Origin of the sequence: Deinococcus sp. (assembly GCF_018260405.1) — a bacterium.
Lineage (GTDB): Bacteria > Deinococcota > Deinococci > Deinococcales > Deinococcaceae > Deinococcus.
Window position 1 is genome coordinate 26,900 of record NZ_JAGLBG010000010.1, and the last position, 14,945, is coordinate 41,844.

Genomic DNA, 14,945 nt, shown 5'->3' on the forward strand with positions numbered 1-14,945 from the left:
CCAGTCCGGGCAAGGGCAACTTTAAAGACAAGTGACCCCGTCCTTCGTGACGGGTCAGGGGCGGTCGTCGAGCACCTCGTCCGGCACGCCCGCCAGCGCTGCCCTGACCACTTCCAGCCCGGCCCCCGGCTGATGTCCCTGCTCGGAAACCGTGCGCTTCCAGTGACGTGCGCCCGGCTGACCGGCAAACAGGCCCAGCGTGTGCCTGAGCATGCGGTTAAGCGGCTGACCACGCTCCAGTTGCGCAGCGACGTAGGGCAAGAAGGCTTCGATGGCCTCCCGGCGCGTGACCGGCGACGTGTCCTGACCGAAAATGTCGCGGTCGGCGGCGGCCAGGATGTAAGGCTCCTGGTAGGCGGCCCGACCGATCATGGCGCCGTCGGCCCAGGCCAGAGCACCAGCAGCAGTCTCGAGGTTCAGGAGGCCCCCATTAAGCACGGTGGTCAGGTGAGGAAAATCGGCCTTGAGCTGCCTCACCACGTCATGGCGCAGCGGCGGAACCTCGCGGTTCTCTCTGGGTGAGAGGCCGCTGAGCCACGCTTTGCGGGCGTGCACGATGAAAGTGTCGCAGCCTGCCGCTTCCACCGTTTTGACAAAGTGCGTGAGGTGCTCGTAACTGTCCAGGTCGTCTATGCCGATGCGGTGCTTTACAGTCACGGGCAGGTGGGTCGCCCCCCGCATAGCCTCGACAGCGCGGGCCACGGTGTCTGGCGTTCCCATCAGGCAGGCCCCGAACTGGCCGCTGCTCACGCGGTCGCTGGGGCAGCCGCAATTCAGATTCACTTCGTCGTAGCCGTACTGTGTGGCGATTCGGGTGCATTCGGCCAGCGCCGCCGCGTCACTGCCGCCAAGTTGCAGGGCCACAGGGTGCTCGGCGGGGTCATAGCCCAGGTGCCGTTCCTGATCGCCGCGCAAAATGGCCCCGGTGGTCACCATTTCGGTGTACAGCAGCGTGCGTTTTGTCAGGGTGCGGTGAAACACGCGGCAGTGCCTGTCCGTCCAGTCCATCATGGGCGCGACCGAAAGGGTGTGGGGCGGGGGCAGGGCGGTCATAACGGGTCAGTCTAGCGCAGGCGCACCGCCTGGCAAAACGGAATGGCGGCGCGCGACGCGGGGTGCAGCGACACCGCGACACAGGGATATGCCCCACCAAAATGGGATGGCAAGGAGAGTCGTTTTTACCGTGCCGCTCATGCCCCCTTTTCTGCGAGCTACACCCACACCCGAAGCCGTATAACTAGCCCCATGACCACTGCCGACCTCGCGCTGCTGCACGCGCCCAACCTGACCCTGCCCCACGCCTTTTCGACCCGCGCAGGTGGCTTTTCGGCGGGGGCCTACGCGGGCCTGAATCTGGACGACCGCGAGGACGACCCGGCTGTGGTGGCCCGTAACCGCGAGCAACTGGCCGGGGCGCTGGGCTTCCGCGCCGGGCAGGTGGCCCGCCTGACCCAGGTACACGGCACCGACGTCACCCTGGCCGAACACCCCGGCCACTGGACCGGCGACGCCCTGGTGACGGCCACGCCAGGCGTACTGCTCGCCATCGGTACCGCCGACTGCTACCCGCTGCTGCTGGCCGAGCCGCAAGCAGGCGTGATTGGCGCGGCGCACGCGGGCTGGAAGGGCACGCTGGGCCGCATCACCGAAAAAACGGTGCGGGCGATGACCCGGCTAGGAGCAAGCCCCGAACGGATTCACGCCGCTGTCGGCCCCGGCATCTGCGCCGAGCGTTACGAGGTCGGCCCCGATGTGGCGGCGCAGTTCACGCAGGCGGGGCTGGGCGAGTTCGTGCTCAACGTCAGTGGCCGCGTTCACCTTGATCTGGCCGGGGCCAACCGCGCCGTGCTGCGGGAAGCGGGCGTACAAGACATCTGGGTCAGCGGGCGGTGCAGCACCGAGGCCGACTTCTACTCGTTTCGGCGCGACCGTGGCACAACGGGGCGGATGTGGGCGGTGATCGGCCTGCCGGAAGCGCCAACCGCAGGAGGGGCGGCGTGAGCGTGCTGCGCCCTGACGACGTCATCACGCACCTCTCACAGATTACCCCCGAATTCCTGGCGGCGCGGGGCCTGCGCGGGCTGCTGCTTGACCTCGACAATACGCTGGTGCCCTACGGCAGCTACGAGGAAGCCCAGGACATGCTTGCCTGGGCCGCCGAGCTGCGCGGCGCGGGGATCGGGCTGTACCTGCTCAGCAACGCTACCGGCAAACGCGCCGCCTTCTGGCTGGAGCGGCTGGGCTTCAGCGGCGTGGGCATGGCCGGAAAACCCAATCCACGCGTCTACCTACGCGCAGTGAAGAAACTGAAGCTGGAGACGCCGCAAGTCGGCATGGTCGGCGATCAGGTGTTTACCGACGTGCTGGGCGGCAATCTGGCCGGGCTGCACACCATTCTGGTGCATCCGCTAGTGGTCAATGCGCTGCCGCACACCCGCGTGGCCCGCAAGCTGGAAAAGCTGGTGCTGCGGCGTTACGGGCACGAGTGGGAGTATTAGAGCCGTTCTCCGAGTGATGGGCACGTCGGAAAAACACCGCCGCCCCCTTCATTCTACGTCCTGCTCTTTCTTGTTTACTCGTTCTACTCGGCAAAAAGATGGTCAAAAGAGCACCGTCTTTTTGCAAACTGCTCTAAGTAGCCCTCAGTCCGTACAGCCTTCAGTCGGAGGCGACCAGCACCACAGCCCAGCGCCCCGGCACGGGCAGCGTGGTGTTCTCCCCTACCTCGACCGTTTGCCCACTGAGCACGTCGCGGTAGCGCCCCGGCTGCACACCCCTAGACGGAAGCTCACGCGGCTCGGGGGCGGTGTTCATGGCGACGTAAGCCGCACCCGAATTATGTTTGCGGGCATACACCAGCTCCTCAGCCTGGGCGTGCAATACCTCGAAACTGCCCCGTTGCAGGGCGCGGCTGGCGTGTCGAGCCGCCGTCAGGGTACGAATGAGGTTCAGGGTGTCGTGATCCCACTGCGCTTCGTCCCAGGGAAAGGCGCGGCGGCAATCGGGGTCGGGGCCGCCGGGCAGACCGATCTCGTCGCCGTAATAGATACAGGGCGTTCCCAGGTAGGTGAACTGAAAGATGGTCGCCAGCCGGAAGGCGCTGCGGTCGCCGCCCACCGCGCTAAGGTAGCGGGCGGTGTCGTGTGAATCAAGCAGATTAAGCTGGACGCTGACCACTTCGGGATGGTACATCTGCGTTACCTCGACCATGCGGGCAGCAAAAGTCTCGGCGTTCATCGACTCGACGCGGCCCACGCCGCTGCGCTCGTTCATGGGATGATCCAGCATGTTCGCCCCGAAAAACGCCAGACAGGAACGCGCGAAGTGGTAGTTCATCACGGCGTCGAACTGATCACCCTGCAACCAGCGCCCGGCGTCGCCCCAGATTTCGCCCACGATGTAGGCGTCGGGGTTCAGGCCCTTGACCCGGCGGCGAAATTCCTGCCAGAAGCTGTCGTCGTCGATCTCGTTAGGCACGTCCAGCCGCCAGCCGTCGATGCCGAACCTAATCCAGTGTTCGGCCACGTCCCACAGAAAATCGCGCACGCCGGGATGCCCCGTGTTGAACTTGGGCAGTGCCCGGTTGCCCCACCACGACACGTAATTGGCAGGCCGGGTGTCGTCGTAGGGTTGCAGCGGCCAGGCCTCGACATGAAACCAGTCGCGGTAGGCACTGTCCGGCCCCTGCTCCAACAGGTCATTGAACTGAAAAAACCCCCGACTGGCATGGTTGAACACGCCGTCAAGCACCACTTTCAGGCCGCGAACGTGGCAGGCATCGACCAGTGCCCGCAGCGCCTCGTTGCCGCCCAGCATGGGATCGACCTCATAGTAGTTGTGGGTGTGGTAGCGGTGGTTGCTGGCCGACTGAAACACCGGGCAAAAATAGATGGCCGTCACGCCCAGACTCTGGATATGGTCGAGTTTGTCCAGCACGCCCCACAGGTCGCCGCCCATGTACTTGTGAAAGGTGGGGGCCTCGCCCCAGGGTTGCAAGTTCATGCCGCCGACGCGCCCTGAGCGGGCAAAGCGGTCGGGGAAAATCTGGTAGAACACGGCGTCCTTGACCCAGTCGGGGGTCTGCGGGGAAAGGGAGGCGTCCGGCGTCATCGCGGGGCAGCATACCCCATACGACTTCCGGGTGACTTCGGCACTTTTAGACTCGGTGCGACTTGCAAAGCTGGGCCGCAGAGCGGATTCGGGGGGCTCTTCTTCGGATACGCGCAGCTGTAACTTTCCTGCATGTGGCGGAATTAAGCGAAAGTCCGTAACACCCACAAAGACCCCGCCACAGGCCGTCCGCTTAGCCCCGCGCCCACGCCTTCAAAAAGGCCCGCGCCCCCTGCGCGTCACTGACTTCGTGGGTCGCCGCCGCTTCTGCCAGGGCGCGAACGGCCTGCCCGACCCCCGGCCCCGGTTCCAGCCCCAGCAGTTCCATGATTTCCTGCCCGGTCAGCAGCGGCGCGGGCGCGGAGGGCTGCTCCTCCAACGCGGCCAGCACGCGCTCCATGCCCAGGGCGTAGGCGTAGCGGCTGGCGGGCGTACTGGCGGGGCCACGGGCGGCTTCGCGGTCAGCGAGCATTACGCTTAGCAGATCGGGCAACAGCTCACGGCGGCGGTGAACAAAGCGCCGGGCCTCCTTTGCATTGGCAGGGAGCGGCAGCATGTGCGCCCCGACCAGTCTGGAAGCGTGGGCAATCTCGCCCGCTGGCAGCTTGAGGCGGGTCAGAATCCGGTACGTCAGCTTGGCCCCCACCTTGTCGTGACCGTAAAATGTGCGGCGTCCCGTATCCGGGTCGGTGGCGGCAGTCGGCGGCTTGCCGATGTCGTGCAGCAGCGCCGCCCAGCGCAGCGGTAGGCTGGCGTGCGGCTGCCGGGCAATCAGCTGGTGCAGCGCCTCCAGGCTGTGCCCGTACACGTCCAGATGGTGAAACCCGCCCTGCGTAAGGCTCCGGCCCGCGCGGAGTTCGGGAACCGTGAGCGCCAGCAGGCCCAAGTCTTCAAGTTGCTGAATGCCGTGAGCGGCTAAAGGATGCGCCAGTAACGTCTGCACCTCATCACGAACGCGCTCGGCAGCAGGGACAGCCAGCGTTCCGGCAGCCAGCGCGGCGGCGACCTGCTGGACCTCGTGCGCGGTAGCCGGGGCCAGTGAAAAGCCCAGCGTCACGCTAAGCCGCGCCGCACGCCACGCCCGCAACGGGTCGGCCCGGAGGTTTTCAGGGCGCACCATCCGCAGCCGCTTCGCCCTTAGGTCGGCCCCTCCTCCCGCCGGGTCGATGACCTCTCGCCCGGCAGTGAGCGCCAGGGCATTCACGGTGAAATCGCGCCGCAGCAGGTCGTCAGCGATATCCGGGGGCAACGGCACAAAATCGTGCTGCACGCCACCCGGCGCACTGACCCGCCAGTAGCCGCGCTCGGCGTCCAGGGGAAACACTGCGCCGCCGGTGCCCTCTGCCCGTTGCCGGGCTGCCGCCGCCGGGTCGGGAACGGCCCAGTCAAAATCCCTGGGGGTCACGCCGCGCAGCCAGTCGCGGGCCGCGCCGCCTACCAGCAGGCCACCCGGCGGGAAATCTGGCAGGGGCGGGCGGCGGAACATGCGGGAATGTTATAAGAACTTAGAGCAGTTTTCCGAACGATGGGCACGCCTGAACAACACCGCCGCCCCCTTCATTCTACGTCCTACTCTTTCTTACTCGTTCCACTCGGCAAAAAGATGGTCAAAAGAGCACCCTCTTTTTGCAAAATGCTCTAAGGTGAGTCGGAGACCAACCCGAGCCACGCGGTCAAGCTGCCGCTCGCACTCCCGTATAAGCGCAAGCACTAGCGTGGGGCGTAAGCTTTCTGGCGTAGTTTTGGCTGGGGGCAGCCCGTGCTCAATGCGCCTGCATAGCCGCCGGACAAGACCAGCCGCTGACAGGCTATACACTGTTCAGGCGTTATAAACCGGACGTACTTTTGGCACCCACCCCAGCAAGTCCTTTTGAGTCTCACCACAACAGGAGAAAGTCAATGCAATACGTTGTTCACCGACCCCGTGTGGGCGTTTTTATCGATACCCAGAACCTGTATCACAGCGCCCGCGACCTGCTGGAGCGCACCGTCAACTTCGAGACCATTTTAAATTACGCCACCGCCCAGCGCGAACTGGTTCACGCCATCAGCTACACCGTCGAGCGCGAGGGCGAGGGCACAGCGCGGCCCTTCATCTACAAACTGTCCACGCTGGGCTTCAAGGTGCGGCGCATGAACCTGACGGTGCATCACGTCACCGACGGCGGAAAACCGATCTACAGCGGCAACTGGGATATGGGCATGGTGGCCGACATGTTCCGGATGCTAGACCACATGGACGTGATCGTGCTGGGCAGCGGCGACGGCGACTTTACCGACATCGTGGAAGTCTTGCAGGAGCGCGGCAAACGGGTCGAGGTCATCGCGTTTCGTGAGCACACCAGCCAGGATCTGATCGACGCCTGCGACCGGTTCACTCACCTGCCTGACATCGAAGAAGGGCTGATGCCCGCCCGCGTCTCGAAAAACGGAAAGACGCCCGCTGATGAAGAGCAGCCCTGAGCCTCTGACGGGTGCCGACGACGTTCTGACGCGGCTGAACTTTGAATTGCCACCTGGGCGCATCGCCCAGACCGGGGCCGAGCCACGCGACCACTCGCGGCTGATGGTGGTCGGCAAACACAACTGGCACGGCCCTGTCCAGCACCACCACTTCTACGACTTGCCGTCGCTGCTGCGCCCCGGCGACCTGCTGGTGTTCAACGAGTCGCGCGTGATTCCAGCCCGCGTGCTGGCCCGCAAACCAGTTATTGCCGGGCAGGGCGGCGGCCAGATCGAGGTGCTGCTGCTGCGCGAGGAAGAAGCGAACGTCTGGAGCGCCTACCTGAAACCGGCGAAGCGTGCGGGCCACGAGCTTTATCTAGCCGAACACCGCGCCGAAATCGTCGGAGTTCTGGACGACGGGGCGCGGCTGCTTCGCTTCGAGCACGACATCAAGCCTCACCTGGGCGACATCGGGCGCCTGCCACTGCCACCCTACATCGAGGCCGGTGACTCGGATGAGGTGTGGCGCGAACGCTACCAGACGGTGTATGCCCGCACCCCCGGCAGCGTGGCCGCGCCGACTGCCGGGCTACACTTTACGCCTGAGCTGCTGCACAAGCTGGGCGGCATGGGCGTGGAGCAGGCCAGCGTAACCCTACATGTGGGAGCCGGAACCTTCAAACCCATTACCGGGCCAGTCTCCGAACACGTTATGCACGCTGAGCGCTACTCGGTCAGCCCGCAGACGGCTGAAGCGATCAACCGTGCCCGCCGCGAGGGCCGCCGCGTCGTGGCCGTGGGCACCACCACCATCCGCACGCTGGAAAGCGCCTGGGACGGCCAGCAGGTCGGGGCGGGCGAGGGCGACACCCGCATTTTCATCACACCGGGCACGCCCGTTAACGTGCCCGACCTGCTGATTACCAACTTGCACCTGCCGGGGAGCACCCTGCTTTTGCTGGTGGCGGCCTTCGCGGGCGAGCACACGGTCAGGTCAGCGTATGCAGCGGCCCTGGCGCAGAACTACCGTTTTTATTCGCTGGGCGACGCGATGCTGCTGGAAAATCAACGGGCTGGGGGTCAGGGTTGAGGTGAGTGCTGGGTGACCACTGATCCGGACTGCGCTCAATTCTGCCCGCAATCGGGAGCGGTCAGGCCCCTTCACGGGTGCCGCTTTGACCAAGACAGCGGTCAGGCCCCTTCCTGGGTGCCGCTCTGACCAAGAATGTAGTTGCCCGCTGGTGTCTCAGATCTCCTTACGCCCAGAGTGGAATTGAGTATCAGGGTCGGCTGGGTAACGTAAATTTCTGCTCGGCAGCGGAGTAAGGAGTTCCTGGCTCCAGTGACATGGCTCTGGGAAAAGCGCCCAAACCCACTCCACTTGCGCCCAGAGCTATTTTTGGCTACTCGCTCTGCTTCGCCGCTTTGCAAGTCCGCTCGGGGCGATGAGGCCATCATTACGCGCCAGCTCCTTAGTCCCCGGAAGCGTTCTCCCACCCTTGAAGACCAAAATGAAAGGGTCAGTGCCGATACCAAGATTAATTTTACATTAAACCTTCAGGAATAGGCAGCAAAACCGCTCGTATCGCCCGTATACTGCCCGGCGATGAGTCAATCTGTTCCCGAAAGCAAAAACCCTCTGCTGAATGTCGGTTTCAAGATTCCATTCGATCAGATCAGGCCCGAACACGCCGAGCCTGCCATTACTGCCCTGCTGAGTGTGGCCTGTGAACGCGTGGAGGCGCTGGCACGGTCGGGTGAGCGCGATTTCAAGAACTTCATGCAGGATCTCGATCTGCTGACCGAGCAACTCGGCACCGTCAGCACCATCATTCATCACCTTGACAGCGTGGTGAGCAGCGACGAATGGAAGGCGGCAGTCGAGGCGATCATTCCGCTGACCACCGAGTTCTACACCGAACTGAGCCTGCACCCGGAGCTGTGGCAGGCGCTGAAATCCTTTGCCGAAACGGACGCGGCCAGAGGGCTTGACCCGGTACGCGCCCGGCACCTGAAGCTGACCATCGACGAGTTTCGCCGGGGCGGGGCCGACCTGCCAGACGATAAAAAAGCCCGCTTGACGGAAGTCAATACCCAGCTGGCTCAGGCCACCAACCAGTTCAGCAAGAACGTGCTGGATGCTGTGGCCGCCTACGAACTGTATGTGTCTGCCGAGCGCCTGCAAGGGGTGCCGCAGCGCGTGCAGGACGCGACTCGCCAGCTGGCCCAGGATAGGGGCCAGGAAGGCCACCGCCTGACGCTGCAACAGCCGGTGCTGACGCCGCTGCTGACCTATGCCGACGACCGCGAACTGCGCCGCGAACTGTGGGAAGCCAGCGGCCAGCTGGGGCAGCAAGAAGGGCGCGACAACCGCCCGCTGATACGGGAAATTCTGCAACTACGCCGCGAGCAGGCCACGCTGCTGGGCTTCAGGAATTTTGCCGACTACGTGCTGGAAGACCGCATGGCAAAAACGGGTGAGGGTGCCCTAAAATTCGAGCGCGACCTCGAAGCCAGAACCCGCCCCGCCTTCGAGCGCGAAAATGCCGATCTGGAGGCCTACTACCGCAGCAAAGCCGGAGCCGAGGCCCCCGCACTACAGCCGTGGGACGTGGCCTACTGGGCCGAGAAGCAGCGCCAGGAAAAGTACGATTTCGACGAGGAAGCGCTGCGGCCTTATTTCTCGATGAACAATGTGCTGGAGGGCCTGTTCGAGATTTGCAGGCGCGTGTTCGGCATCACGGTGCGGGAAGCGCAGGCCCCCGGCTGGCACCCGGAAGTCAGGTATTACGAGATTCACGACGAACAGGGCCAGCACATCGCCAGCTTTTACACCGACTGGTTTCCACGCGACACCAAGCGCGGCGGCGCGTGGATGAACGCCTTTATCACGGGCGGCCCGAAGGAAAATGATGTAGACCCGCACCTGGGCCTGATGTGCGGCAATATGACGCCCCCCATATCAGAAGGGACCAGCGCACAGACCCCCAGCCTGCTCAGTGTGCGCGAGGTTGAAACGGTGTTTCACGAGTTCGGCCACCTGCTGCACCACGCCATGAGCCGCGTGGCGGTCAAGTCGCTCAGCGGCACCAGCGTGCCCTGGGACTTTGTGGAACTGCCCAGCCAGATCATGGAAAACTGGGGGATGGAGCGCGAAGCCCTCGACCTGTTCGCGCGCCACTACCAGACCGGCGAAAAGCTGCCGCAGGAGCTGTTTAGCAAGATGGTCGCCGCCCGCAACTACCGCGCCGCGAACACCGCCATGCGCCAGTACAGCTTTGGCCTGACCGACCTGACCCTGCATGTAGAGTTCGATCCGAACGGCGCAGCCGACCCGGTAGACGTGGCCCGCCAGACCATGCAGCAGTTCTACCCGGTGGCGCTGCCTGCCAACTACGCGCAGATCGCCAGTTTCAGCCACCTGTTCAGCAGTCCAGTGGGCTACGGCGCGGGCTATTACAGCTACAAGTGGGCCGAAGTGCTCGACGCCGACGCCTTTTCCCGCTTTGCCACGGAGGGAATTTTCAACCGCGAAACGGGCCGCGACTACGTCGACAAAATCCTGAGCCGGGGTAACAGTGACGACCCCGCGCAGCTTTACCGCGACTTCATGGGGCGTGACCCGGATGCGGATGCGCTTTTGCGGCGGAGTGGGCTGCTTTAAGGGCTTGTGGCCTGTGGCGTGTAGCTTGTAGAAAAGGCGAAAAAGAGGGGCTGCGGCGGGGGCTACGGCGTCTCTGCTTTTTAGGGCTTCACTGAAAAGCTGCCGAGCAGTTTGCCGTCGCTGAGGCGGTAAATGTACGCTGTGAGCTTGCTCAGGTCAGGGTCGCGTTTGGGGTTGTAGTGGTAGGTGAGCAGGGCAGCCCGCGTGTTGTCGGGTGTCAGATGGGCGCGGAAGGTGTACTCGCCGCGCTTTTCCCACTGCGGGTCGTGGATGCTGGCGAGGCGCTTGCCCGTCTGCGTGTCCCAGACTTGCAGCGTGTTGCCCAGGATGTAAAGCCTGCTCCCGTCCTGGCTGACGTGCTGGACAGTACTAAAAGATTTTCCTTCCAGCGTAAGCAGCCGCTGACCGTCCCGGCTCATGATGTCGCCCAGGCAATTCCACTTCAGGCCGACCATTGCTGGGCAGACGGCAAAGCGTTCGCTGGGCAGTTCCTCACCCAGATAAATCGTGTCCTGGGCGGCGTAGGTATCAAACATGCTGCGGTGTCCCTCGGCTTCCTGGGCGCTGTGCGGGACGTGATAACTCAGGGGCGTCTGCTGCCCGGTGTTCAGGTCATAGCGGATAAACGGAAAGTCAGGCCTGTAGCTTTTGCTCGGTTTGTCCCAGTCGGCGGCCTGAAGATAGGCAAATTGCCCGCTGCGGGCGACGGTCATCACGGACCGATCCGGCAATCTGGCCCACTCGCTTTTCAGATCAGGCGCAAAGCAGCGCAGCAGATGATTTTGCCCCTGGTTGTCGGTGTCAGCCACACAGGGGCCGCGCAGAGTTCCCCAGAGAGTGTAGGGTGCTTTACGCGAAAACTCTGGAAATTCATCTAAAAATAATAAGCCCCGGTGTGATAAAGAAACCTCGCCGGGCTTAGGAATACTGCCGCCACCAATTAAACCCGCGTCCGAAACTGTGTGGTGAGGCGCACGAAACGGCGCATGACGGCTGAAGCTGCCGCGACTGGTCAGCAATCCCGCCGCCGAATGAATCCGGGTGACTTCGAGCGCCTCCGTGCGGGTCAGCGGCGGTAACAGCCCCGGCGCTCGCCGCGCCAGCATAGTCTTGCCACTGCCCGGAGAACCTACCATAAGCAGGTTGTGCCCGCCCGCCAGGGCCACTTCCAGCGCCCGCCGCGCCGCCGCTTGCCCTTTCAGGTCGCTCAGGTCAGGAAAAAAGGCGGAATCGTCCGCAGGCGCCTCGGGCCGGGTAACAGGCAAACGCGCCGCGCCGCTCAGGTGGGCCACCGCCCCGCGCAGGTTCGCCGCGCCGTAGACGCTTACGCCCTCGATCAGTGCCGCCTCCTGCGCGTTGCCCTCGGGAAGCAGGGCCTCGAAGTCATGGGCCGCCGCCAGCAAAGACAGGTTAATGGCCCCGGCAATAGGCCGCAAACTGCCGTCCAGCGCCAGTTCCCCCGCCATGATGGTTTCCTCGAGCGCCTCACGCGGCAGCACCTCCTGCGCGGCCAACACGCCCAGCGCAATCGGCAGGTCGTACAGTGGGCCTTCCTTGCGCAGGTCGGCAGGCGCTAGGTTGACCGTGATCCGCGCCGCCGGAAAGGGCAGCCCCGCGTTGCGAATGGCCGCCCGCACCCGTTCCCGCGCCTCGCTGACCGCCTGATCGGGCAAGCCGACTACCGTAAATGCGGGCAAACCGGGACTCACGTCCACCTCGACCTCGACCAGCACGGCGTCCACGCCGATCAGGGCCACGCTGCGGGCGCGGGCCAGCATCAGCAGGGCCTCATGAAGAAAAGAAAACTCACGCCCTACACTGTAAACGGGCGTGATGCACAGCGGTCTTACGGCCTATTTCGCCAGCGACTTGACGATGCTCAGATCCACGAATTTGTTCAGGTCAGGCACGTCGCGGGCAAATCCGGCTTCCTTGTTGAGCTGGGCGTACTCCGCCAGGGTGTTGAGGTTGATGTTCCAGGTCACGCGGGTGCGGGCCAGCGACTTAAACAGCTCGCCGCTGTTGGGGCGCTTGCCGGTATAGGTGTAAATCTGGTCGGCAATGGCTTTTTGCGCTCCGGCATTGCTCTTTTTAATAGAGTCGATGGCCGCCAGATGCCCACGCAGCAACCCCCGCAGGGCCTCAGGATTGGCGGCGGCGTACTTGCTGTTGAGAGCCAGTACAGCAGTCGTGTAGTCGCCGTTATTCCAGATGGCCTTTTCGTTGGCGATCATTCTGGCTCCCTGGGTTTCCAGAATCGCTCCCCAGGGTTCAGGCACCAGGGCGGCGTCCAGCTGACCGGCGACAAAGCCCGCTGATACATTCGCCGGGTCGGTGGGCACGATGGTCACGTTGCCGCCCTCGTCAGTCGCTTTCAGGCCGTTTTCGCGCAGCAGGTGGCGCAGACTGATGTCCTGCACACTTCCCCGTGTGGGCACCGCCACCTTTTTGCCCGCCAGCCCCTTGACGCTGCGAATTCCGCTGTCTTTGCGGGCCTCCAGCACGGCCCCGGCGTTGGCCGCCCCCGAGTAGACCTGTAGGGGAACGCCGCGCAGATAGGCGTTCATCACCGGGCCGATGCCAACATAGGAAGCGTCAATGGCCCCCGCCGCGAACGCCTCGTTGACCTGAGAACCGTTGGTGAATTCCTTGACCACCAGTTTGACGTTCGGCCCCAGTTCCTTCTGAATCAGGCCCCGGTTGATCCCGACCAGCCCAGCCGCATGGGTCACGTTGGGAAATACGCCCAGACGAAGTTCTTTGGCCTGCTGCGCCGAAGCAGTGCCGAGCAAAAGCAAGGAAAGCACAGAAATGACTCGAAGTGACATGCCCTCCAGCATAGCAAAGAAGATGACCAATTTGGTCAACTATTATCTGGCGTTCTTCAACCTGTTCTCCCTAAATCTGCTCCCGCTACCCCGGCACAGACAGCGCCCCGGCGCACGCGGCCCGGCTTCCTATACTGGCAGGCATGGAACTTGCCATTGTCGGCGTCGGAAAACTGGGCCTTGCTCTGCTGGAGGGCGTGACCTCAAAGGGGATGCTGCCCGCCTCCGAAATCGGTCTGATCGACGCGCATACCGAGCGGGTCAACGGCATCGCTGAGCGACTGGGCGCAAGGGTCATCCGTGAAAGCGACCTGCCGCACGCCCGGCGCGTGCTGGTCAGCCTGCAACCGCGTGTGTTTCCCGAGGTCACGCACTGGCTGGCGCAGGAGAACACCGGATACATCAGCACCATGGCTGGAGTCAGCGTTAGTACCCTGGTGCGGCGGCTGGGCACGCAGCGAGTCGTGCGGGTCATGCCCAATCTGGCCGCCACCATCGGCCACTCGCAGACCGCCATCGCCGGGCCGAAGGAGGCGCAGGACGCAGGCGACCTTGACTTTGCCCACCAGTTGTTCGGGGCTGTCGGGGACGTATACGACCTGCCCGAGCACCTGTTCAACGCCTTTACGGGCATGAGTGCTTCCGGCCCCGGCTACCTGGCGCTGGTAGCCGAGGCCCTCTCCGACGGGGCGGTGCGAATGGGCATTCCCCGCCCGCTGGCTCACGAACTGGCGGCCAAACTGCTGGTCGCCAGCGGGGAACTGCTTCAGCGCCGCGCTCACCCCGCTATGCTCAAGGATGAGGTGGCGAGCGCAGGCGGCACGACTATTTCCGGCTTGCAGGCCCTGGAAGAAGGGGGGGTGCGCGGGGCCATCATTCAGGCAGTGGTAGCGGCGACCCGGCGCGGCAACGAACTGGGCAAGGATCAGGAAGAATAGAGATCGCTGCAAAAGCCGGGGCGGGTCTAAAGGCAAAAACCGCCTGGGCGTAGAGCCTATCCAGAAAGTTATGACGAAGAAAAAGCCGTGCTCGACGTTACCCTGACCAAACCAGAAGCGGCGGCACTCAGCACCGGCTCAATTCGTTGCGGTAAGCCAGAAAGCCGCCCCAGACATGCAGGCGGCTCTTTTTATTCGTCCCGGCTTGAGGCTTACGCCCGCGTATCCCGCCGCTTGATCAGCTCGGCTTTCAGCTCGTCGAACTTCACGCCCTTGCGCTCCTGGGTGCCTTCGGGCGTGCGTTCGCGCAGGCTGACTTCGCGGGCTTCTTGTTCCTTGTCGCCCACGATCAGCATGAAGGGAATGCGGCTCAGTTCGGCCTCGCGCACCTTGGCCTGCATCCGGTTGCTGGAATCGTCCACTTCTACGCGCAGGCCCGCCGCGTGCAGCTCGTTTCGCAGTTCCCAGGCGTAGTCGTTGTGGCGGTCGGCAATCGGAATAATGGCGACCTGGCGCGGGGCCAGCCACAGCGGGAAGTTCCCGGCAGTCTGTTCGATCAAGAAGGCGGTCATGCGCTCCATCGTCGAGAGCAGGCCACGGTGAATCATTACGGGACGCTGGCGGCTGCCGTCCTCGGCCACATATTCCAGCTCAAACTTCTGGGGCAGCAGAAAGTCCAGCTGCACGGTGCTCAGGGTTTCATCCTTGCCCAGCGCCGAGCGCACCTGAATGTCTACTTTGGGGCCGTAGAACGCCGCGTCACCGGGCGACTCATAGAATTCCAGGCCCATCTTACCCAGGCCCTCGCGCAGTTGAGCCTCGGCGCTATTCCACATTTCGTCGTCCTGAAAGTATTTTTCGGTGTCATTAGGGTCACGCAGCGACAGGCGGTAGCTGAAGCCCGTGAAGCCCAGCACGTTGTAGCAGTCCTGAATCAGTTCAATGGCGGCCCTCAGTTCA

The 14,945-nt window shown here is 63.7% G+C and carries 12 protein-coding genes; 6 read left to right on the forward strand and 6 right to left on the reverse strand.

Going from position 1 to position 14,945, the window contains the following annotated elements; translation table 11 throughout:
* Window positions 1–54: 54 nt before the first annotated feature.
* Window positions 55–1,053 (reverse strand): tRNA dihydrouridine(20/20a) synthase DusA, encoded by a 999-nt coding sequence (gene dusA / locus QZ269_RS02860; protein WP_291424108.1) that lies wholly within the window; start codon window positions 1,051–1,053, stop codon window positions 55–57.
* A gap of 192 nt (window positions 1,054–1,245) precedes the next feature.
* Between dusA and pgeF the strand changes: the two genes are divergently transcribed.
* Entirely contained in the window at window positions 1,246–2,001 is a 756-nt protein-coding gene (gene pgeF, locus QZ269_RS02865; RefSeq protein WP_291424110.1) for a peptidoglycan editing factor PgeF, read from the forward strand.
* Window positions 1,998–2,498, forward strand: a complete 501-nt coding sequence (locus QZ269_RS02870; protein WP_291424112.1) for a YqeG family HAD IIIA-type phosphatase — start codon at window positions 1,998–2,000, stop codon at window positions 2,496–2,498. The genes pgeF and QZ269_RS02870 overlap by 4 nt, the downstream gene beginning before the upstream one ends.
* 160 nt (window positions 2,499–2,658) lie before the next feature.
* Here QZ269_RS02870 and QZ269_RS02875 read toward each other — a convergent pair whose 3' ends face one another.
* Both QZ269_RS02875 and QZ269_RS02880 read right to left on the reverse strand, forming a co-directional pair.
* Complete coding sequence (locus tag QZ269_RS02875; RefSeq protein WP_291424113.1) at window positions 2,659–4,110, reverse strand: glycoside hydrolase family 13 protein; 1,452 nt, start codon at window positions 4,108–4,110, stop codon at window positions 2,659–2,661.
* 193 nt (window positions 4,111–4,303) lie between these two features.
* Window positions 4,304–5,596: an HD domain-containing protein gene (locus tag QZ269_RS02880; protein ID WP_291424115.1), complete on the reverse strand. Its 1,293-nt coding sequence runs from the start codon at window positions 5,594–5,596 to the stop codon at window positions 4,304–4,306.
* Between the two features lie 413 nt (window positions 5,597–6,009).
* Between QZ269_RS02880 and QZ269_RS02885 the strand changes: the two genes are divergently transcribed.
* The 3 genes from QZ269_RS02885 (at window position 6,010) to QZ269_RS02895 (ending at window position 10,219) form a co-directional block, all read left to right on the forward strand.
* Window positions 6,010–6,573: an NYN domain-containing protein gene (locus tag QZ269_RS02885; protein WP_291424117.1), complete on the forward strand. Its 564-nt coding sequence runs from the start codon at window positions 6,010–6,012 to the stop codon at window positions 6,571–6,573.
* On the forward strand, window positions 6,557–7,645 hold the full coding sequence (queA, locus tag QZ269_RS02890) for a tRNA preQ1(34) S-adenosylmethionine ribosyltransferase-isomerase QueA (RefSeq protein WP_291424119.1): 1,089 nt from the start codon (window positions 6,557–6,559) through the stop codon (window positions 7,643–7,645). The genes QZ269_RS02885 and queA overlap by 17 nt, the downstream gene beginning before the upstream one ends.
* 516 nt (window positions 7,646–8,161) lie before the next feature.
* Window positions 8,162–10,219, forward strand: coding sequence for a M3 family metallopeptidase (locus QZ269_RS02895; protein ID WP_291424121.1), 2,058 nt, complete (start codon window positions 8,162–8,164; stop codon window positions 10,217–10,219).
* An 80-nt stretch (window positions 10,220–10,299) separates the two neighbouring features.
* Here the strand turns inward: QZ269_RS02895 and QZ269_RS02900 are convergent, their stop codons facing one another.
* On the reverse strand, window positions 10,300–11,997 hold the full coding sequence (locus tag QZ269_RS02900; protein WP_291424123.1) for a YifB family Mg chelatase-like AAA ATPase: 1,698 nt from the start codon (window positions 11,995–11,997) through the stop codon (window positions 10,300–10,302).
* A gap of 75 nt (window positions 11,998–12,072) precedes the next feature.
* Entirely contained in the window at window positions 12,073–13,047 is a 975-nt protein-coding gene (locus QZ269_RS02905; protein ID WP_291424125.1) for an ABC transporter substrate-binding protein, read from the reverse strand.
* 143 nt (window positions 13,048–13,190) lie between these two features.
* Between QZ269_RS02905 and proC the strand changes: the two genes are divergently transcribed.
* Entirely contained in the window at window positions 13,191–13,985 is a 795-nt protein-coding gene (gene proC / locus QZ269_RS02910) for a pyrroline-5-carboxylate reductase (RefSeq protein ID WP_291424127.1), read from the forward strand.
* Between the two features lie 212 nt (window positions 13,986–14,197).
* Here the strand turns inward: proC and QZ269_RS02915 are convergent.
* Window positions 14,198–14,945 (reverse strand): threonine--tRNA ligase (locus QZ269_RS02915; protein WP_291424129.1); only part of this gene is annotated, 748 nt, incomplete at its 5' end.